The following is a 19,969-nucleotide window of genomic DNA, read 5'->3' on the forward strand; positions in this document are numbered from 1 at the left end:
GTCCCCTAGCCTGGAATGTAGTTAGCCAATCTAGTAATCTTCGGAGCCAGCTCACATCCGACACCGCCGGAAGGGACCGACATGGCATGCGCAGGCGACCCACCCGTGGTCCTTCGCGAAACGGTCGACACGACGAGCGCGGCCGGATGAGCGCCGGCGCGGTCGAGGACGCCATCGCCCGGTTCTTCGTCGACGGCGCCGGGCGGGTCGGCTCCGCCGACCACGACGCCCTGTGGTCCGCGCTGCGTGAGGCTGCCGAGGGCGGCAAGCGCATCCGGCCGATGCTGCTGACCACCGTCTACGAGGCGCTCGGCGGTACCGACGAGAGGGTCGCCGGTGAGGTCGCAGCCGCGCTCGAGCTCCTGCACACCGCCTTCGTCGTCCACGACGACGTCATCGACGGCGACACCGTCCGGCGCGGGCGTCCGAACGTCTCCGGCACGTTCGCGGGGCAGGCCCGCAGCTTCGGACTCGCCGCGGAACGCGCAGCCCGGTACGGCGACGCCGCCGGCATCCTCGCCGGTGACCTCGCGCTGGCCGGCGCCGTGCGGACGCTGGCGCTCTGCGGGGCCGGCCATGAGACGGTGCGCCGGATGCTCGACCTCGTCGACCGGGCGCTCCACGTGACAGCGGCCGGTGAGCTCACCGACGTGCGGCTCGGCATGCTCGGCGGTCGTGACCTGACCGAGACGCTCACGATGGAGGAGCACAAGACGGCCGTGTACTCCTTCGAGCTGCCGCTCCAGCTCGCCGCCGTCCTCGCCGGCTCCGACGACGCCTGCACCGAGGCGCTCGGCCGCTTCGGGCTCCTCCTCGGCGTCGCCTTCCAGCTGCGCGACGACCTCGACGGCATGTTCGGTGACCGGGCACGGACCGGGAAGTCGGCCCTCTCGGACCTGCGCGAGGGCAAGTGCACCCCGCTCATGACCTACGCCCGCGACACCGACGCGTGGCCGGAGATCGCCCCGCACCTCGGTGCGGAGACCGTGGACGAGGGCACGGCGGCGCGCGTGCGCGACCTGCTCCTCGCCTGCGGCGCCCGTCGCTTCGTCGAGGACCTCGCCAGAGGCTATGCCCAGGCGGCATCGGAGGTCGTCGCGCACCTCACGGTCGCGCCGCTGCTGCAGGAGTGGGTCACCGCGGTCACCGACGAGGTCAGGAGCGCCGCATGAGCCTTCCCGACCCCGCTCCGGCCCACCGCGAGCCACCCACGGGTGCGGCGGCCCCCGGGCTGCACGTCGTCCCGACCGGCGACCGGATCTTCGACCGGGCCGCCACCGCGAGCGCCGCGGTCGTCATCGGCGAGTACTCCACCTCCTTCGGGTGGGCGTGCCGCCTCCTGGCAGAGCCGGTGCGGAGCCACGTGCGGAACGTGTACGCGCTGGTACGCGTCGCCGACGAGGTCGTCGACGAGCCCGACCCGACGTGGCCCGCAGCCGAGCGGGCGGTCGTGCTGGACCGCCTCGAGCAGGAGACCTACGACGCCCTCCGGACCGGTCGTAGCGCCAACCTCGTCGTCCACGCCTTCGCCTGCACAGCCCGGCGGTATGGCATCGGTCGCGATCTCGTCGAGCCGTTCTTCGCCTCGATGCGCGCCGACCTGTCCGTGGCGACCCACGACGACGTGAGCCTGGCGGACTACATCCACGGCTCGGCCGAGGTCGTCGGCCTCATGTGCCTGCGCGTCTTCACCGGCGGTGACCGGGCGGCCTACGCCCGGCTGGCGCCAGGTGCTGCGCGGCTCGGTGCGGCGTTCCAGAAGGTCAACTTCCTGCGCGACCTCGCCGACGACCACGATGCCCTCGGCCGCACGTACTTCCCCGGTCTCGCCCCCGAGTCGTTCGACGACGCCCGCCGCGACGCGCTGCTCGACGAGATCGACGCCGACCTCGCTGCCGCCGCCCGCGCCGTGCTCGAGCTGCCGGTCTCCAGCCGACGGGCCGTGGCTGCGGCCCGTGGCCTCTTCGCCGAGCTGTCCCGTCGCCTCCGCGCCACCCCGGCGGCCGAGATCCGCCGCACACGCATCCGGGTGCCCGACCCGGTCAAGGCCCGCATCGTGCTGCACGCAGTCCTCACGGGAGGCCGAGCATGACGGCCGGCCGTCCCGCAGTCGTCATCGGCGGTGGCATCGCGGGTCTCGCAGGCGCCGCACTGCTCGCCCGGGACGGGTGGGACGTCGACCTCCTGGAGCGTGGACCCGCGGTCGGCGGCCGGGCCGGGAGCTGGGACGCCGGTGGATTCCGGTTCGACACCGGACCGTCCTGGTACCTCATGCCCGAGGTGTTCGAGCGCTTCTTCGGCCTGCTCGGCACCTCGGCGGACGAGCAGCTGGACCTCGTCCCGCTCGACCCGGCGTACCGCGTCTTCTTCGAGGACGACGAGCCGCTCGACATCGCCGCGGACCTCGAGGCGAACCTCGCGACGTTCGAGCGTGCCGAGCCGGGCGGCGGCCGTGCCCTGGAGCGCTACGTCGACTCGGCCAGGCGCACGTACGCCGTCGCGCTGCGGCACTTCCTCTACACCAGCTTCACGTCGCTGCGGGAGCTGGCCGCACCGGAGATCGCGACCCAGGTCCACCGGCTCGTGCCGCTGCTCGCCCGCTCGCTCGAGTCCTTCGTGGCCGGCCGGTTCAGCGATCCACGGCTGCGGCAGATCCTCGGATACCCGGCGGTCTTCCTTGGCTCCGCACCGCGGCGGACGCCCAGCATGTACCACCTCATGAGCGCCCTCGACCTCGACGGCGGCGTGCTGTACCCCCAGGGCGGGTTCACCCGGCTGGTCGAGGCGGTCGCCGCGCTCGCCCGCGCCGAGGGTGTGCGTATCCATACCGGGTGCGACGTCACGGCGATCACCACGGCACAGGTCGGAGCCCGGACCCGTCCGGACCGGCGCGCAAGAGTCACCGGCGTGCGAGCGACAGGCCCCGACGGCACGACGCAGCACCTCCGCGCCGACCTCGTGGTCGGTGCTGCCGACCTCCACCATGTGGAGACGGGCCTCCTGCCGCCGTCACTGCGCACCCACCCCGAGCGGCGCTGGCGCAGGCGTGACCCCGGACCCGGCGCCGTGCTCGTCCACCTCGGCGTCCGTGGCCGGCTGCCCGAGCTGGCTCACCACACGCTGCTGTTCACCAGGGACTGGCGCCGCAACTTCGACGACATCGCGCAGGGCCGCATCCCCAGCCCGGCGTCCGCCTACGCCTGCGTACCTTCCCGGACGGACCCGTCCGTCGCGCCCGCCGGGGACGAGAACCTCTTCCTGCTCGTCCCGGTCCCCGCCGACCCCGGCATCGGTCACGGCGGGCTGGACGGTGGTGGGGACAGCGCCGTCGAGGAGGTGGCCGACGCTGCCATCGGCCGGCTCGCCGCCTGGGCCGGGATCCCGGAACTGCGCGAGCGGATCGCCGTGCGGCGCACCGTGGGACCCGCGGACTTCGCCGAGGACCTGAACGCGTGGCGCGGCGGCATGCTCGGACCTGCCCACACGCTGCGTCAGAGCGCGATGTTCCGCGCCGGGAACCGGTCGAGAAAGGTGGCCGGGCTCTACTACGCCGGGTCGGGCACGATTCCCGGCATCGGCCTGCCCATGTGTCTCATCAGTGCCGAGATCCTGCGCGACCGGGTCCGCCGGGAGTGTGTGCCGGTCGCCGGGCGGACGGCGGTGCCATGATCGCCGTCGCCTACCTCGCCGCCCTGCTCGGCGCTCTCGCGTGCATGGCGCTGCTCGACCGCCGCTACCGCCTCGTGCTCTGGGCGGACGCCCGCCGCGGCGTGGTCGTGCTCGCCGTCGGGATCGCGTTCTTCCTCCTGTGGGACGTCCTGGCCATCGGGGCCGGCTTCTACCACCGCGGGGGCAGCGAGGCGATGACCGGCATCATGCTGGCCCCCGAGCTGCCGCTCGAGGAGCTCGTGTTCGTGACGTTCCTCTGCTACCTCACCCTCGTCCTGCACGGCCTGGTCGGCCGGACGGCGAAGGAGCGGCGATGACCTACCTCGGGCTGGCTGCCCTCTTCCTCGTGCCGGCGGCGGTGCTCGCCGTCGCCGCGGCGGTGCTGCGCGGGCTCGGTGCGCGCTGGTGGGCGACGACAGGCGTCGTCGTCGCCGTCCTGGTGCTCCTCACCGTCGTATTCGACAGCCTGATGGTCGCCGCCGACCTGTTCCGGTACGGCGAGGGCGCGCTCAGCGGCCTCCGGCTGTGGCTGGCACCGCTCGAGGACCTGGCGTGGCCGGTGGCCGCCGCGCTGGCGCTGCCGGCCCTCTGGGAGCTGCTCGGCCGGCGGGCCAGGGAGCCCGTCAGCGCCGCGGACGGCGTCGAGGAGGAGCGATGACGGCGGCGACGGCCACCACCGGCGGGTCCGCCGTGCGTCAGCTGCTCGGGGCGTCACGGCCGGTCAGCTGGATCAACACGGCCTACCCGTTCGCCGCCGCCTACCTCCTCGCCGGGGGCGGCGTCGACCTGGCCCTCGTCGTCGGCACCCTGTACTTCCTCGTGCCCTACAACCTGCTCATGTACGGGGTCAACGACGTCTTCGACTACGAGTCGGACCTGCGCAACCCGCGCAAGGGCGGCATCGAAGGGGTGGTGCTCGACCGGCGCTGGCACCACGTGACGATCTGGGCGGCGGTGCTCGTCAACCTGCCGTTCCTCACGGCCCTCGTGCTGCTCGGGTCGCCGGCCGCGTGGGCCGTGCTCGCCGTGAGCGTCTTCGCCGTCGTGGCCTACTCGGCGCCGGGGCTGCGGCTCAAGGAGCGCCCGGTCCTGGACTCGATGGCCTCGAGCACCCACTTCGTCAGCCCTGCCGTCTTCGGTCTCGTGCTCGCGGGCGGCCAGGTCACCAGGGCCGCGCTGGTCTCGTTCGTGGCGTTCTTCCTGTGGGGCATGGCCTCGCAGGCCTTCGGGGCGGTTCAGGACGTGGAGTCCGACCGCGCCGCCGGGATCGCCTCGGTCGCGACGTGGCTGGGAGCGGCGTGGACCGTGCGACTCGCGATGGTCCTGTACGTGCTGGCCGGGGTGGCCATGGTGGCGGCGGGGTGGCCGGAGGCCCTCGCGGGTCTCCTCGCCGTGCCCTACCTGCTCAGCATCGCGCCCTTCCGGTCGCTGGCGGATGCTGACAGCGAGCGGGCCAACGCGGGCTGGCGCCGGTTCCTGTGGCTGAACCTCGTCTCCGGGTTCCTGCTCACCCAGCTCCTCGTCTGGATCTCGCTGAGGGGATGACCGTGTCGCTGCTGCATCAGCCGAGCCGCACCCAGGGTGCACACGACGCCAGGCCTCGGGACGGGTGGCGAGAGATCCTCGCCGTGCCCGGCCCGCCCTGGGCGCGGGTCGCCACCGACGTCGTCGCCGGCCTGGGCGTCGCGAGCCTCGCCGTCGCCACCAGGGTCGACGTCGTCGCGGTCGCCGTCATGGCGCTCGTCCTGCTCGGTCTCACCGTGCCGCGCGTCGCCGGCGTAGCGGTACAGCTGCAGGCGGCAGCCGGTGGCGTCCTGCTCGGCGCGGCCTGGGCAAGCGTGTTCCGCGGGTACGAACAGGTGCCGTGGCTCGACGTCGTCGCGCACGTGCTCGCCACCGGAGCGCTCGCCGCCGTCGCCGTCGCGGTGCTGCTGCGCGCAGGCATGCTGCTCGTCCCGCAGGGTCGACGAGGCCGCTGCGGACTCGTCCTCGTCACGGCCTCCGTCGGGCTCCCGCTGTCGGTGCTGTGGGAGCTGGGGGAGTGGTTCGGCTCGAGGTATGTCGAGGAGACGATCAACGTCGGCTACGACGACACCCTCGCCGACCTCGCCGCGGGTGGGGTGGGGGCGATCGTCGCCGGCGGCGCTCTCGCCCGGCTGCTCCGCCGGACGCACGACGATCCGGCGCCACGATGAGCGCCGTCCTGCCCGCCGTCAGCGTGGTGATCCCCGCCCGCGACGACGCCGTCGCACTCGAGCGCTGTCTGCAGGCGCTCGCCCGCCAGGCGGTCACGCCGGCCGAGGTCGTGGTCGTGGACAACGGTTCGAGCGACGGCACGGCGGCCGTGGGAGCGGCCCACGGAGCCCGTGTGGTGGCCGAGCCGCGGGTGGGAATCCCGGCGGCAGCCGCCACCGGCTACGACGCCGCCCGCAACGAGATCGTCGCGCGCCTCGACGCCGACTCCGTGCCGGACGAGGACTGGGTGGGCGCCATCGCGTCCGCCATGTCCGACGCCCGCGTGGACGCGGTGACCGGCGTCGGCCGCTTCTACGAGCACGGGCGTGCGGGCGGCGTCAGTGCCGGCGCGTATCTCGGCACGTACTACCTGCTGTGCCACCTGGCACTCGGGCACCACGCCCTGTGGGGCTCGAACATGGCGGTGCGCCGGAGCGCCTGGCTGGCCGTGCGCGAGCGCGTCCACCGCGCGGAGCCGGACCTGCACGACGATCTCGACCTGGCGTTCGCGCTCGGCCCCGGGCGCACGATCCGGCTCGACCGCACGATCAGCGTCGGGGTGTCGGCGCGCTCGTTGCAGGGAGCCGCCCAGGTGCGACGGCGGTTCCGTCGGGCGTTCCGCACGCTCGGAGTGAACTGGGCAGAGGTGCCTCCGTGGGAGCGCTGGGCGCTGCGGCTGGCGACGTAGGGGCGGTGAGCGATGCGACTGTGGTCCCTGGACCCGCAGTACCTGGACAGGCAGGGCCTGACGGCCTGCTGGCGTGAGGCGCTGCTCGCCCAGGCCGTGCTGGCCGGACGGACGCGCGGCTACCTCAACCACAGCCAGCTGCACCGGTTCCGGGCTCAGGCTGACCCGGTGGCCGCCGTCGGCGCCTACCTCGTCGGGATCGCCGCGGAGGCGACGACGCGTGGGTACCGGTTCGACACCGGTCGTATCGACAGGCCTGCCGCCGTCGCGGGCGATGGGACGCTGCTCGGTGAGCGCGTGGTGCCTGAGCGCGTGGTGCCTGAGCGCGTGGTGCCTGGGGGCGTGGTGCCTGGCCGCGTGGTGCCTGAGCGCGTGGTGACCGAGCCCGGCGTGATCGGGGATGTGGTGGCTGAGCGTGTGGTGTCCGGAGGATCGCGGGTCGTGGCGCAGCTGCCGGTGACCGACGGCCAGCTCGCGCACGAGTGGCGGCACCTGTCGCTGAAGCTGGCCGGCCGCAGCCCGGAGCGCGCGGCCGCGCAGGCGCGGGTCGAGTCACCGGCTGCCCATCCGCTGTTCGTGGTGGTGCCCGGCCCGGTGGAGCCGTGGGAGCGCGGGGCGAGCTGACGAGTACCGACGAAAGTCGATGCCCGTGCCACCGGACGGTGGCCGACCTCGCCCCGGTCGGCCGATGTCTGCCGGCGGTCCGGCGAGCAACGTGGTGGTCGTGCACCACAGCGGTGCCCGACCGGAAGGAGACCCATGACCACCGCGACAACCACCCCCGCGGCCACCACCCTCGACGTGCCAGTCCGACGCCGGCGTACGGCCGGGGTGCTCGCCGCCACCGCGGCCGGCCTGGCGGTCTGGCTGATCGTCACCGCCGCCCTCGGCGTCGAGCTCGAGGCCACCGGCGTCGGCGCCGTGTCCTGGCCGTCGGTCATCGCGGCCGGGCTCCTCGCCGGGTTCTCCGGCTGGGGTCTGCTGGCAGCGCTCGAGCGTGCCGGCAAGCCGGCCGGGCGCTGGTGGACGGTCATCGCCGTCACCGTGCTCGTGCTCTCCCTGCCGGCTCCGCTGGTGCAGGGCGCCACGCTCGCGGCCGGCGTCGGCCTGGTGACGCTGCACCTCGCCGTCGGCGCGGTGCTCATCCCCATGCTCGCCCGGACGGCTCGCCGATGAACGGCCTCGGGACGCAGCCGCCCGGCTACGCGCCAGGACCGCCGCCGGCGCGTGCCGAGGTGCCCGTGCTGCCCAGCACCGCAGCCGCACGGTCGGAGCTGATCCGGCCGTTGCGCGGCACGGTGGTGGAGATCGGTCCCGGCGCCGGCGTGAACCTGCACCACTTCCATCGTGACGTGCGCTGGGTCGGGTTCGAGCCCGACGGCGGCCTGCACCCGGCCATCCGCGACGAGGCTGCCCGACTCGGGCGTCAGGTCGACGTCCGGGCCGGCCGGGCCGAGGAGCTCGACCTCCCCGACGGCGGTGCGGACGCCGCCGTCGGGACGCTGGTGCTGTGCTCCGTCGACGACGTGACCCGCTCGCTCGCCGAGGTCAGGCGGGTGCTCCGTCCCGGCGGCACCTACGTCTTCGTCGAGCACGTCGCCGCGCCGCGGGGCACATGGACGCGTCGCGGTCAGGCGGTGTGGTCGAGGCTCGCGCCGGACGGGTGCCAGTCGGACCGCGAGACCGGCCTGGAGATCCTGCGGGCGGGCTTCGACGACGTCCGGCTCGAACGGGCTGCGATGCCCGGGCCGCTCGGTACGCGGGTGCCACTCATCCTCGGCCGGGCGCGCAGGTGAGGTCGTCGTCGGACCAGGGTTCCGGTCTGTCGGGCACCGCTCTCGGCCGGTGCGCGGTGGCAACCGCAGGGGCAACCGCAAGGTGCAGCTCCGCAGGGGACGACGGCGCACTGTGACAACCCGCACAGTGATGGGCGGGGATCCGGCCCTGTGCCGTCGGATAAGGCATACTTGTCATATCAACAACTGAACAGCCACCGAACCGCGGCGGGAGAGTCCCGCCTGGTGCGGGCGCCGAAGGAGCAACCTCCCCGGGAATCTCTCAGGCCCCCATGACCGCCGCGGCGAGGCTCCTCTGGAAAGCGACCTCCGGGTCCGCCGATGGTGCAAGCGGGCGCTGCCCGCGAAAGCTCTCAGGTCCCATGACAGAGCGGGGAGACACCGCCCCTTCGGCGTGCCGTCGCGCGCCCTGTCTCGAGGAGTTCCGTGGCTCTGTCTCTCGGTGCGCCCCAGCGCGCGCCCCAGTCCCCCTCCCGCCGGCCGGCCGGCCCGACCCGTTGGTCGAAGCACCGCCTCGGCGTCCTCGCGATCGTCGTCTCGGCCACCGCGATGGGCACCGCCGGCCTGTTCGGCCGGATGGCGACGCCGCCGGGTGCAGACCTCGGCGACGCGCTGACGCTCGGGCGCATGCTCGTGGGTGCCCTGGGCATGCTCGCACTGCTCGCCGCCGGCCGTCGGCTAGGCCTGCTCCGCCGCTCGCGGCCGTCCGCATCGGTGGTGCTCGGCGGCGTGTTCCTCGGTCTCTCCCTGGCGACCTACCTGTCCGCGACCGTGCTCATCGACCTGGCGCTCGCCGTCGTGCTGCACTACATCGGACCGGTCCTGGCGACCGTGCTGGCCCGGGTCGTGCGCAAGGAGCGCATCACCGGCCTGGACGCCGTCGGCCTGCTGGTCAGCGTCGTCGGGATGGCCCTGGCCGCAGGGCTGGTCGGCGGGTCCCCGGCGCCCACGTCGGACCAGCAGACGTGGGGGACTGTCCTGGGCGTCGCGTCCGGCGTCTTCTACGGGGCAGCGCTGCTGACCTATCGCTACCGCTCCGACATGCCGGCGGACATCCGCAGCTTCTGGAACTTCGCCTTCGGTGCCCTCGCGGTCGGTGCGATGGTCGCCGTCAGCCGCCCCGACCTCTCGGGGATGACCGGGCAGAACTGGGCCTGGGCGATCGCGTTCTTCCTGATCTGCGGCCTGCTGGCACTGGGCCTCCTGGTGGTCGCGGGCCAGTACCTGCGGCCCGCCGAGCTCTCCGGGCTGTCCTACCTGGAGGTGGTGGTGGCGCTCCTGCTCGGCGTGGCCGTCTACGGCGAGTCCCTCTCCGCGCTCGCGGGGATCGGTGCCGCACTCGTCGTCATCGCGGCCCTGCTGCCCCTCGCGGCCGGCCGGAACGGTCGCTCCGATGATCGGGCCTACGAGCCCGAGCCGGGGCTCGAACCGGCGGCGGCGCCGGACTGACGCGCCCGCGGAGTCCGCATCTGCGCGTTGGTCTCGGAGACCTCTTCGGCGGCTGACCGGTCCGACCCCGCGCCGGTTGGACCGGCCGCACCCGCACCCGCACCTTGCACGCGCGGTCGCAATGATGCAGCGAGGCCGCTCAGGTCGCCGATGTGGTCGTAATAGCGACCAGTTCAGCGACCTGAGTGTGTGGGCTCTTGCCTGAGGGTTCCGGTGGCCGGTGGCCGGTGACCCGTGACCCGTGATCCGTGCCCGGTGCCCGGTGCCAGGCGCCCGGCGCCAGGCGCCCTGGGCTAGGCGAGGTACGGGGTGCCTGGCTCCGCCTCAGGCCGCCCGGCGCAGCCGCAGCGAGTTGCCCACCACGATGACCGAGCTCGCGGCCATCGCCGCGCCGGCGATCATCGGGTTGAGCAGTCCCAGCGCAGCCAGCGGGATGGCCGCGACGTTGTAGGCGAACGCCCAGAACAGGTTCTGCTTGATGATGCGCAGGGTCCGGCGGGAGATCTGGATCGCCGTCGGCGCCGAGCGGAGGTCGCCGCGGACCAGGGTGATGTCGGAGGCCTCGATGGCCACGTCGGTGCCGGTGCCCATGGCGAGGCCCAGCCCGCGCTGCCCGGCCTGGGCGAGCGCCGCGGCGTCGTTGACGCCGTCACCGACCATGCCGACGACCTTGCCCTCGTCCTGCAGCCGGCGAACGACGTCGAGCTTCTCCTCGGGCAGGACCTCGGCGATCACGTTCGCCTTGTCGATCCCGACCTCGGCGGCCACGTGCTCGGCGGCCGCCCGGTTGTCCCCGGTGAGCAGGTACGGGGTGATGCCGAGCTCCTTGAGCTGGACGATCGCCTCGGCGGAGGTCGTCTTGATCTGGTCGCGCAGCGTGAGGACCCCTCGTGCCTCGGCGTCCCAGGCGACGGCCACGGCGGTGGCGCCGTCGGACTCGGCGTGACGGTGGGCCCTGGTGACCTGGTCCTCCGGGCCGACGCCGCGCACGCCCTGCTCGGCGAGCCACGTCGGCCGGCCGACCAGGACCTGGCGGGCGGTGCCGCCGTCGTCGATGGTGGCGGAGACGCCCCGACCGGCGTGGTTGGAGAAGTCCGTGGCGCGGGGGAGCGGCCGCCCGCCGGCCGAGGCGGCCTCGGTGATCGCGCGGGCGATGGGGTGCTCGCTGCCCGACTCGGCGGCCCCGGCGAGGTTCAGCACCTGGGCGCGCAGGGCGTCGACGCCGGTGTCCGCGGCCGCCCCGACGACGTGCCGGGTGGGGGCCGAGGACGGCGCGAGGACATCGGCGAGCTCCATGCGTCCCTCGGTGACCGTGCCGGTCTTGTCCAGCACCATGGTGTCGACCTGCCGCGTCGACTCGAGGATCTCCGGGCCCTTGATGACGATGCCGAGCTGAGCGGCGCGCCCGGTCCCCACCAGCAGCGCGGTGGGGGTGGCCAGACCGAGGGCGCACGGGCAGGCGATGATCAGGACGGCGACGGCGGCCGTGAAGGCGGACTGCACCGGGTTGCCCAGCAGCAGCCACACCACGAGGGTGGCCAGCGCCAGCACGAGGACCACGGGTACGAAGACGGCGGAGATCCGGTCGGCCAGGCGCTGCACCGGTGCCTTGCCGGTCTGGGCCTGGGTGACGAGTCGGCCGATCTGGGCCAGCGTGGTCTCCTCACCGACCCGGGTGGCGCGCACCAGGAGGTTGCCGGAGGTGTTCACCGTCGCCCCGACCACGTCCGTGCCGGGGCCGACGTCGACCGGTACCGGCTCACCCGTCAGCAGGGAGGTGTCCAGGGCGGAGGTGCCCTCGACGACCACGCCGTCGGTGGCGACCTTCTCGCCCGGGCGCACCGCGAACAGCTCACCGACGGCGAGGGCCTCGACCGGGACGCGGGTCTCCGTGCGGTTCCCGGCGTCGTCCAGAGTCACGCGGGCGACGTCCTTGGCGCCGAGCTCGAGCAGCGACCGCAGCGCGTCGCCGGCGCGGCGGCGGGAGCGGGACTCGGCGTAGCGGCCCGCGAGCAGGAACGTCGTCACGACGGCGGCGACCTCGAAGTACAGCTCCGGCGTCCCGACGTGCCCGCCGAGAACAGGGATGAGCTGGACGTCCATCCGCATGCCGATCTCGCCGGCGCCGCCGAGGGTGATGGCCCACAGCGACCACAGGGTCGCCGCGGTGACACCGATCGAGACGAGGGTGTCCATCGTGGAGGCGCCGTGCCGGGCGGCCCGGGCGGCCGAGGTGTGGAACGGCCACGCGCCCCAGGTGACCACCGGCAGCGTCAGGACGAGCGCTACCCACTGCCAGCCCGGGAACTGCAGCGGCGGGATCATCGACAGCGCCAGCACCGGGAGCGTCAGAACCGCGGAGACGGTCAGCCGCCGACGCAGGTCGGCCGCCCGGCGCTCGGCGGGGGAGGAGGTGTCGGCGTGGTCGGCGTGGTCGGCGCCGGCGGGCGTCGCGTGCCCGGACAGCGCCATCTCCCGGGCTGCTCCCGGGGCGTCGTGACCATGGCGGCCGTCATGGCCGTCGTCGCCCGCGTGCCCGGCCGGCCCGGTGTGCCCGCCCGTGCCGGTGCCCCCGCCGGGTGACGCGGCCGCGCCGCGCCGCCGCGTCACCGTGGCGGTGTAGCCGGCGCGCTCGACAGCGCCGAGCAGCGCCTCGTTGTCCACGTCCTCCGCGAGCTCGACGTGCGCGGACTCGGTCGCGAGGTTGACGGTGGCCTGCACGCCCGGCACCTGGTTGAGCTTCTTCTCCACCCGGCTCACGCACGAGGCGCAGGTCATCCCTTCGACGGCGAGGTCGACCTCGGCGAGGGGGACCAGCGGCGCGTGCGGTTCGGTACGGGTGGACATGGGGCCTTCTTCCGGGAGAGCGGGGAGGAGCGCGGTCGGTCGGGGATCAGGCGTCGCGGCGGATGCCGGTCACGGTGTAACCGGCCTCGTCGACGGCGGAGCGCAGCGCGTCGTCGTCCAGCACGACGTCGGAGACGACGGTGACCGGGGAGACGCCGCCCGCCTGCAGCTGGACGGAGACCTGCTTGACGTTCGCCAGGCCCTTGATCTCGTCCGTGACGTGGGCGACGCAGTTGCCGCAGGTCATGCCCTGCACGTCGACGACGGTGGTGCGGTCGATCTCGGTCGTGCTCATGGTTCTCCTCAGGGGTGTGCGGTGCGTGCACGGGTCGACTGGCACGCGTGGATGGGTCGGGTGATGCCGGGACGGTCGGAACGAACGATGCCGGGACGGTCGGTTAGGAACGACGCCGGGACGGTCGGTTAGGAACGACGCCGAGGTGTTCGGCAGGAACGGCGCCGAGCTGGTCGGCTAGGAACGGACCAGGCGGGCGATGGCCTCGGCCGCCTCGGTGACCTTCGCCTGGCCCTCCTCGTCCGAGGAGCGGGCGGCGTCGACCACGCAGTGGCCGAGGTGGTCCTCGACCAGGCCGATGCCGACCGCCTGAAGGGCCTTGGTGACGGCGGAGATCTGAGTGAGGACGTCGATGCAGTAGGTGTCCTCGTCGACCATGCGCGCGATGCCGCGGACCTGGCCCTCGATCCGGCGCAGCCGCTTGGCGTAGTCGTCCTTGGTGCCGCTGTACCCGGCCATGTCGCTCCTCCCGTTGCCGTGGGTGCCCGTGCCGGGCCTCCACACCGGAGACGTTATACCCCTAGGGGGTATGACGCAACGGGACCAACGTCCCGGGTCACGAGCGGCCCGCCGGGACCGAGCGGGATCGCCTCGCCGTCGAGTGCGCGCGTAGGCGTCGAGTCCGCGGATCGTCTCGACGACCTCTGGCAGCTCCGGGGTTCGCCCGCTCAGCTCCGGGGGCCGTCGTCGTCCGTCGGGGTGGCCGCCCCGGCCTCGGCCTCGGCGGCCAGGTGCTCGCGCAGCCAGTCCGGGACGTTCTCCTCGGCGCGCGGGTAGCGGTGCAGGTCCACCGTGTACTGCCCGGGCTCGAGCGGCTTGGACCACTTCTGCTCGTGGGTGTAGTCGAGGTTCAGCGTGAGCTTGCCGGCCGGCTCGAGGGTCACGAGTGCGGCGAACCACGTGCCCTTGCCCGGTTCGAAGCTGTTGTGCCGCATCTCGGCCATCGCCTTGCTGACGTCGCCCGGCAGTCCCGGCAGCGCGACCTCCTTGCCGTCCGCACCTGTCGCTCCGGCGAGAAGCTCACCGCGCGTGCCGACCATCCGGCACAGCACGCGTGCCCGCGTCCACCCGGTCGGCGCCACGGTTACCAGCCCCTGCGCGATCCGTCGGAGGTGGTCGGCGTGCTTGGTCATCGGGTTCTCGCCGCCCTCGCCCGCAGGCGTTCCCACGGTGACCACCGGTGTGCCCACCGCGGGGCGCGCGCCACCGGCGGTGCGCGCCGGGGCGCTCGTCGCGGGATCCTCCGGAACCGCGCCCTGGGCCACCTGTCCGGGCTTGGCCCAGGCCTTCGGGATGCGCTGGGCGTAGACGACGTCGGTGAGGGCGGACAGCGCCACCGTGGCCTCGTAGACCCCGGCGTCCACCTTGTCCATGTGCAGCCGTTCCGCGACGTCGGCGTCGTGCGCGAGGGAGGTGATGCGGCAGAACTGCTCGCCCTCCTTGTTCGGCCCCTGGTCGACGATCCGCACGGGGATCCCGTGCCAGCGGGCGCTGGCGTGGATCTCGAACAGCTCGGGCACCTCGGCGGCGGCGAGCTGCTTCGCCCAGGTGCCGGCCTTGGTCTTCGTGAAGCCGTGCTCCTCGGCCTTCGGCCCACCGCCGGCGACGGCCAGCGTGACGACGGTCGGGGCGCCGGCGTCGTCGGTCCGCACGTCGGCCGCGAACGTGCCGAGGGCGATCTTGGCCACGTGACCGACGTACTTCGACGGGACGATCACGTGGAAGGTGTCGTCCTCGAGGTGGTTCTGCCAGCCGAAGACCACGCCGTGGTAGGTGCCGATGAGCTCGGGCTCGTCGGCGCCGGGGGAGAAGCGCCACAGGCGCGAGCCAGGGCTCAGGCGCGTGTGCTCGAGCCACGACAGCGGGGCGACGACGTCGCCGGTGGCGGCAAAACCCGTGCCGGTGAAGGGCGGACGGTCCAGGAAGGTTCCGCCGGTGGCCTGCCGACCGGACTCGTCGTTCCCGCCGGTGGCGGGCACCAGGACTCCGGTCGGCGACGACGGCAGGTGGAGGATGTCGATCGGGCGGTCGGGCGCGAACGGCGAGCCGGGGAACCCGAGCCCGTGCAGCTCGTAGAGCGACTCGGTGGTGGTCACGGCGGCGGCGTCCGCGGCCGGGACCACGTAGCCGGACACCCGGTCCAGCCCGCGCTCGAGGTACGCGGCCGACATCTGCGGCGTGACGGCCTTCTGCAGCATGGTGCTCATGAGGTGGTTGGGTCTCCGGTCGGGGGTGGCGTCCGATCTCGACTCTATGTGTTCCTGGCCACGCGTGCGGACCTGGCTCGTGCGCGCACGACGACGTCCCCGCCGGTACGTCCTGACCGAGCATCCAGCCGGTTGACTGTCCGGTTGGGACGTTCTCCCCCGGTTGACTGCCCGGCAAGGACGTTCTCGCCCGGTTGACTGCCCGGCAAGGACGTTCTCGCCGCTTGAGGCCTGAGGGGCTCTGGGCTCGCGAGCTCGCTGCCGCCAGGGGAACGGCTACCGTGTGCGGATGCGCCTGGGCGTCCTGGACATCGGTTCCAACACCGTGCACCTGCTCGTCGTCGACGCGGTCGCGGACGCCCGGCCGGACCCGGTGGCCGGGGAGCGCACCACGCTTCGGCTGATGCGCTACCTCGACGACGACGGGACGATCACCGCCGAGGGCGTCGCCGCGCTGGAGGAGGCCGTCGCCGGCGCACGGCGGGCGGCCGAGCGCCTCGGGGCGGAGGAGATGATCGGGATCGCCACCTCGGCGGTCCGCGAGGCCGGCAACGGGGCGGAGGTGCTCGCGCGGCTCGAGGAGGTCGCCGGCGTCCGCCTGCAGGTGCTCACCGGTGCCGAGGAGGCCGAGCTGACCTTCCTGGCGGCTCGCCGCTGGCACGGCTGGGCCGCCGGCCGGCTCCTGGTGCTCGACATCGGCGGCGGCTCGCTCGAGGTCGCCCTCGGCATGGACGAGCGACCCGACTTCGCCGCGTCGGTGCCGCTCGGTGCCGGACGCCTCACGCACGACTTCCTGCGCTCCGACCCACCCACGGAGAAGGAGCTGCACCGCCTGCGCCGGCACGTCGACGACGAGCTCGCACCGGTGGCCAAGAAGCTCGGCCGGCTGGCAGCCCCCGACCACGTGGTGGCGACGTCGAAGACCTTCCGCTCGCTGGCCCGGCTCGCCGGCCAGCAGGTGGCCGTCGTCGGTCCTGAGGAACGGCGCCGGATGAGTCTGGCCGACCTCCGGGACTGGACCCCGCGGCTGGCCAAGATCCCCGCGGAGCAGCGCATGGAGCTGCCCGGCATCACCCCGGAGCGCACCTACCAGATCGTCGCCGGCGCCGTCGTCGCGCAGCGGACCATGAAGGCGCTCGGCGTCGAGGCGCTGGAGATCTGCCCCTGGGCGCTCCGCGAGGGGGTACTCCTGCGGCGGCTGGACCAGCTCAGCGCCTGACTCGCCGGGATGCGGCGCCGGGCGATGTGGTCAGGCGTCGTCGTTCCCGGCGACGTCGGTGCCGGAGGCGTGTTCACGGTGCTCGATCCGAAGCGCGCGCACGCGTGCGACGACGAACCACGCCAGGAGCAGGATCACCGCGACGATGACGACCCTGGAGAAGATGCCGACGTACTCCTCGACCACGTGCCACTGCTCGCCGAGCCAGTAGCCCGCCACGATGAGCACGGTGTTCCAGATCAGCGAGCCCGCGAGCGTCAGGGCGGTGAACAGCACCACTGGCATGCGGGTGACGCCCGCGGGGATGGAGATGAGACTGCGGAAGATGGGGATCATCCGGCCGAGGAAGACGGTGCCCTTGCCGTGCCGGTGGAACCAGGCCTCGGTCTTGTCGACGTCCTCCATCTTGACCAGCGGCAGCCAGTTCATGATGGCCCGGGTGCGGTCGCGCCCCAGCAGAGCGCCGATGCCGTAGAGGACCCAGGCACCCACCACCGAGCCGCCGGTGCACCACACGATCATCTCGACGAGCCCGAGGTCGCCCTGCGAGGCCGTGAATCCCGCCAGCGGCAGGATGACCTCGCTCGGCAGGGGCGGGAACAGGTTCTCGAGTCCGATGAGGAGCGCCGCGCCGAAGCCGCCCAGTGTCTCCATCACGCTCACGGCCCAGCCGGCGATCCCGTCCAGGGGCGCATCGGATCCGGACTGGGCGGCCAGCAGCAAGGGGGTCACGTCCGCCAACGCTACGGGGGCCCGCCGGGATTGTCCTCAGGCCACGGTCGTGACGCTGGTCATCCCCGGGGCGGACGACGGCGTCCCGCCATGTCATCCTGACCACTCGGGGCCCATCCACGCGTGGCGACCTCACCGACCGGTCATCACACCTGGCAGGCGTCAGGGTGGCAGATACGGTGGTCGCCGTCGTCGTGCCGACGCCATGCGCGAGCCGCGTCGGCCCGGGGGACGCCGAGGTGCTTGCTGACCTGCCGCTGGGCGAGGGCGAGGGGGCGGTGCTGCTGGCATGCCGCAGCGGCGAGACACACGGGAGGAAAGAGGAGCGATGGCGCGGATGCCCGCCGCCGAGGTGGACGTCGACGAGCCGCTGGTGCGCCGTCTTCTGGCCGACCAGCACCCGGACCTCGCCGCGCTGCCCCTGCGCCTGCTCGCCAACGGCTGGGACAACGTCATCTGGCGCCTCGGCGACGACCTGGTCGTCCGGGCCCCACGCCGGGCAGCGGCTGCCGGCCTGATCGAGAACGAGCAGCGCTGGCTGCCCCGGCTCGCCGCGCACCTACCCGTGCGGATCCCCGTCCCGGTCCGGCTGGGTCGCCCGACCGCCTACTACCCCTGGTCCTGGACCGTCGGCACCTGGACCGCGGGCGTCTCGGCCGCGGTGGTTCCGGCCGCGGCGCGCGACAGTGTCGCCGAGCCGCTCGCGGAGTTCCTGCTCGCCCTGCACCGTCCGGCCCCGGCCGACGCCCCGCACAATCCCGTGCGCGGCGTCCCGCTCGGCACGAGGGACCGGGCGGTGCGCGAGCGGCTCGCCGGCGGCGCCGTCCCCGACGCCGCTCGGGTCGCGGCGCTGTGGGACGACCTGAGCGCGGCGCCACCCTGGACCGGCACCAGCCTGTGGCTGCACGGCGACCTCCACCCAGCCAACCTGGTCCTCGACGCCGACGGGGCGCTCGCCGCGGTCATCGACTTCGGCGACCTCACCGCCGGTGACCCAGCCACCGACCTGGCGACCGCATGGCTCACGTTCGACGACGACGCCCGGCGTCGCTTCGTCGAGCGTGTCCACGACGGCGCCCGCCACGACGACGCGACCTGGGCGAGGGCCCGCGGCTGGGCGCTGTCCCTCGCGACGGCCCTGCTCGCCCACTCCGACGACGCCCCGGTCCTCGGCGCACTCGGCCGGGAGACGCTGGCCCGGGTGCTGACCGGCCCCGACCGCTGACACCCGCCGGCCGACAGGCCGAACGGTTTGTACCGATTATCGGTACGAACCCTTCGGGCCGCCGGCGTCAGGGGTCGAGGTGGCGGACGAGCGACGCGGCGATGCCGGTGTACGTGCCGGGCTCGAGGGCGAGGAGACGCTGCTCGACGTCGTCCGGGAGGCCGAGACCGGAGATGAACTCGCGCATGCCCGCCCCGTCCACGCGACGGCCCCGCGTGAGCTCCTTGAGCCGCTCGTAGGGGTCCTCCATGCCGGTCGCACCCGCGATGGACGCGGCGCGCATGGCCTGCTGCACCGCCTCGCCGAGCACCTCCCAGTTCCCGTCGAGGTCCCGTGCGAGGGCAGCGAGGTCGACGTCGAGGCCCGCCAGGCCGCGGCGGACGTTGTCGATCGCCAGCAGCGAGTGGCCGAACGCGGTGCCGATGTTGCGCTGGGTGCTCGAGTCCGTGAGGTCGCGCTGCAGCCGGGAGGTGACGAGCGTGGCCGCCAGGGTGTCCAGCAGCGCGCAGGAGATCTCGAGGTTCGCCTCGGCGTTCTCGAACCGGATCGGGTTGACCTTGTGCGGCATCGTCGACGAGCCGGTCGAGCCCTGGGCCGAGAGCCGCTGCGCGAAGTAGCCCAGCGAGATGTACGTCCACACGTCCGTCGCGAGGTTGTGCAGCACCCGGTTGAACCGGGCGACGTCGGCGTAGAGCTCGGCCTGCCAGTCGTGCGACTCGATCTGGGTGGTCAACGGGTTCCACGTGAGCCCCAGGTGCTCGACGAACCCGCGCGCGACGCCCTCCCAGTCCGCGCCGGGCACCGAGATCACGTGCGCGCCGTAGGTGCCGGTGGCGCCGTTGATCTTGCCGAGGTACTCGGCCGCGTCGATCCGGCGCAGCTGACGGCGGAGCCGGTGGGCGAGCACGGCGAGCTCCTTGCCCAGCGTCGTCGGGGTGGCCGGCTGGCCGTGCGTGCGCGAGAGCATCGCGGCGCCGGCGTGCTCGCGGGCCAGGGCGGCGACGTCGTCGGCCATGGCGGTGGCGGCCGGCAGCCACACCTCGGTGACGGCGTCGCGCACGGTGAGCGCGTACGAGAGGTTGTTGACGTCCTCGCTCGTGCAGAAGATGTGGACGATCTCGTGCACGCGGGGCAGAACGGTTCCCTCGCCCAGAGCCGAGGGAGCGGCGTCCAGGCGGCGCTTGAGGAAGTACTCCACGGCCTTGACGTCGTGCAGGGTCTCGCGCTCGATCGTCGCGAGCTCGGCGATCTCGTCGGCCCCGAAGGAGTCGACGACGCCGCGTAGGTACGCCTTGTCCGCGTCGGTCAGCCGGGGTGCCCCGGGCAGCACGCCGGTGTCGGTGAGGTGGATGAGCCACTCGACCTCGACGCGCAGGCGCGCCCGGTTCAGCGCAGCCTCCGAGAGGTGGTCGACCAGCGGGGACACGGTGCGGCGGTACCGCCCGTCCAGGGGGCCCAGAGCCACGGGCGAGGTCAGGTCTGCCAGGTCGACGCGCTCAGTCATGGCCCCATCATCCCAGCAGCCGCCGAGCTCGCCGCCGACCGTCCCATGCTCCGGCCGAGGGGCAGCTCCAAGAATTCGTGTCCGTTCCGCCCCGGAACTTCCA

General features: G+C 73.4%; 20 protein-coding genes and 1 riboswitch. Of the genes, 14 read left to right on the top strand and 6 right to left on the bottom strand.

From position 1 onward, the window contains the following. Positions 1 to 146 precede the first annotated feature (146 nt). The 12 genes from GD748_RS05990 to GD748_RS06040 all read left to right on the top strand — a co-directional run bounded on the left by GD748_RS05990 (position 147) and on the right by GD748_RS06040 (position 9,837). On the top strand, positions 147 to 1,172 hold the full coding sequence (locus tag GD748_RS05990) for a polyprenyl synthetase family protein (RefSeq protein ID WP_193312833.1): 1,026 nt from the start codon (positions 147 to 149) through the stop codon (positions 1,170 to 1,172). Then, positions 1,169 to 2,092, top strand: a complete 924-nt coding sequence (locus tag GD748_RS19440) for a phytoene/squalene synthase family protein (RefSeq protein ID WP_193312834.1) — start codon at positions 1,169 to 1,171, stop codon at positions 2,090 to 2,092. The genes GD748_RS05990 and GD748_RS19440 overlap by 4 nt, the downstream gene beginning before the upstream one ends. Beyond that, complete coding sequence (gene crtI, locus GD748_RS19445) at positions 2,089 to 3,669, top strand: phytoene desaturase family protein (protein WP_193312835.1); 1,581 nt, start codon at positions 2,089 to 2,091, stop codon at positions 3,667 to 3,669. The genes GD748_RS19440 and crtI overlap by 4 nt, the downstream gene beginning before the upstream one ends. Further along, entirely contained in the window at positions 3,666 to 3,986 is a 321-nt protein-coding gene (locus GD748_RS06000; protein ID WP_152815957.1) for a lycopene cyclase domain-containing protein, read from the top strand. Before crtI ends, GD748_RS06000 begins: the two co-directional genes overlap by 4 nt. After that, positions 3,983 to 4,327: a lycopene cyclase domain-containing protein gene (locus tag GD748_RS06005; protein ID WP_152194203.1), complete on the top strand. Its 345-nt coding sequence runs from the start codon at positions 3,983 to 3,985 to the stop codon at positions 4,325 to 4,327. The genes GD748_RS06000 and GD748_RS06005 overlap by 4 nt, the downstream gene beginning before the upstream one ends. Then, positions 4,324 to 5,214, top strand: coding sequence for a prenyltransferase (locus GD748_RS06010; protein ID WP_152194204.1), 891 nt, complete (start codon positions 4,324 to 4,326; stop codon positions 5,212 to 5,214). The genes GD748_RS06005 and GD748_RS06010 overlap by 4 nt, the downstream gene beginning before the upstream one ends. Before the next feature lie 2 nt (positions 5,215 to 5,216). Beyond that, positions 5,217 to 5,864: a hypothetical protein gene (locus tag GD748_RS06015; protein WP_152815960.1), complete on the top strand. Its 648-nt coding sequence runs from the start codon at positions 5,217 to 5,219 to the stop codon at positions 5,862 to 5,864. Then, the gene (locus tag GD748_RS06020) at positions 5,861 to 6,592 is read left to right on the top strand and encodes a glycosyltransferase (protein ID WP_152194206.1); all 732 of its coding nucleotides are present in this window, start codon (positions 5,861 to 5,863) and stop codon (positions 6,590 to 6,592) included. The genes GD748_RS06015 and GD748_RS06020 overlap by 4 nt, the downstream gene beginning before the upstream one ends. A 12-nt stretch (positions 6,593 to 6,604) precedes the next feature. Further along, positions 6,605 to 7,216, top strand: coding sequence for a pyrimidine dimer DNA glycosylase/endonuclease V (locus GD748_RS20235; RefSeq protein ID WP_152194207.1), 612 nt, complete (start codon positions 6,605 to 6,607; stop codon positions 7,214 to 7,216). A gap of 135 nt (positions 7,217 to 7,351) precedes the next feature. Further along, positions 7,352 to 7,768 carry a DUF6069 family protein gene (locus GD748_RS06030; RefSeq protein WP_152194208.1) on the top strand — a complete coding sequence of 139 codons (417 nt, stop codon included), beginning with the start codon at positions 7,352 to 7,354 and terminating at the stop codon, positions 7,766 to 7,768. Next, positions 7,765 to 8,388 (top strand): class I SAM-dependent methyltransferase, encoded by a 624-nt coding sequence (locus tag GD748_RS06035; protein WP_152194209.1) that lies wholly within the window; start codon positions 7,765 to 7,767, stop codon positions 8,386 to 8,388. The genes GD748_RS06030 and GD748_RS06035 overlap by 4 nt, the downstream gene beginning before the upstream one ends. Positions 8,389 to 8,586: 198 nt before the next feature. Next, positions 8,587 to 8,677, top strand: a riboswitch (glycine riboswitch). Between the two features lie 137 nt (positions 8,678 to 8,814). Continuing rightward, a complete protein-coding gene (locus tag GD748_RS06040; protein WP_226920811.1) occupies positions 8,815 to 9,837 on the top strand; it encodes a DMT family transporter in 1,023 nt (340 codons plus the stop codon). A gap of 324 nt (positions 9,838 to 10,161) precedes the next feature. Here the strand turns inward: GD748_RS06040 and GD748_RS06045 are convergent, their stop codons facing one another. From GD748_RS06045 to GD748_RS06060, 4 genes are all read right to left on the bottom strand, one after another. Next, positions 10,162 to 12,684 (bottom strand): heavy metal translocating P-type ATPase, encoded by a 2,523-nt coding sequence (locus GD748_RS06045; RefSeq protein ID WP_152194210.1) that lies wholly within the window; start codon positions 12,682 to 12,684, stop codon positions 10,162 to 10,164. Positions 12,685 to 12,730: 46 nt separating this feature from the next. Further along, entirely contained in the window at positions 12,731 to 12,979 is a 249-nt protein-coding gene (locus GD748_RS06050) for a heavy-metal-associated domain-containing protein (protein ID WP_152194211.1), read from the bottom strand. Positions 12,980 to 13,156: 177 nt separating this feature from the next. After that, positions 13,157 to 13,438 carry a metal-sensitive transcriptional regulator gene (locus GD748_RS06055; RefSeq protein ID WP_152194212.1) on the bottom strand — a complete coding sequence of 94 codons (282 nt, stop codon included), beginning with the start codon at positions 13,436 to 13,438 and terminating at the stop codon, positions 13,157 to 13,159. Positions 13,439 to 13,647: 209 nt separating this feature from the next. Beyond that, entirely contained in the window at positions 13,648 to 15,186 is a 1,539-nt protein-coding gene (locus tag GD748_RS06060) for a hypothetical protein (protein ID WP_152194213.1), read from the bottom strand. A gap of 289 nt (positions 15,187 to 15,475) precedes the next feature. Here GD748_RS06060 and GD748_RS06065 point away from each other — a divergent pair, with 289 nt between their 5' ends. After that, entirely contained in the window at positions 15,476 to 16,405 is a 930-nt protein-coding gene (locus GD748_RS06065) for a Ppx/GppA phosphatase family protein (protein WP_152194214.1), read from the top strand. Positions 16,406 to 16,435: 30 nt separating this feature from the next. Here the strand turns inward: GD748_RS06065 and GD748_RS06070 are convergent, their stop codons facing one another. Next, on the bottom strand, positions 16,436 to 17,059 hold the full coding sequence (locus GD748_RS06070; RefSeq protein ID WP_152194417.1) for a DedA family protein: 624 nt from the start codon (positions 17,057 to 17,059) through the stop codon (positions 16,436 to 16,438). Between the two features lie 406 nt (positions 17,060 to 17,465). Here GD748_RS06070 and GD748_RS06075 point away from each other — a divergent pair, with 406 nt between their 5' ends. Then, the gene (locus tag GD748_RS06075; RefSeq protein ID WP_152194215.1) at positions 17,466 to 18,362 is read left to right on the top strand and encodes an aminoglycoside phosphotransferase family protein; all 897 of its coding nucleotides are present in this window, start codon (positions 17,466 to 17,468) and stop codon (positions 18,360 to 18,362) included. A 67-nt stretch (positions 18,363 to 18,429) separates the two neighbouring features. Here the strand turns inward: GD748_RS06075 and purB are convergent, their stop codons facing one another. Then, positions 18,430 to 19,866 carry an adenylosuccinate lyase gene (gene purB, locus GD748_RS06080; RefSeq protein WP_152194216.1) on the bottom strand — a complete coding sequence of 479 codons (1,437 nt, stop codon included), beginning with the start codon at positions 19,864 to 19,866 and terminating at the stop codon, positions 18,430 to 18,432. Positions 19,867 to 19,969 lie beyond the last annotated feature (103 nt).

The organism is Georgenia subflava (assembly GCF_009193155.1).
Lineage (GTDB): Bacteria > Actinomycetota > Actinomycetes > Actinomycetales > Actinomycetaceae > Georgenia > Georgenia subflava.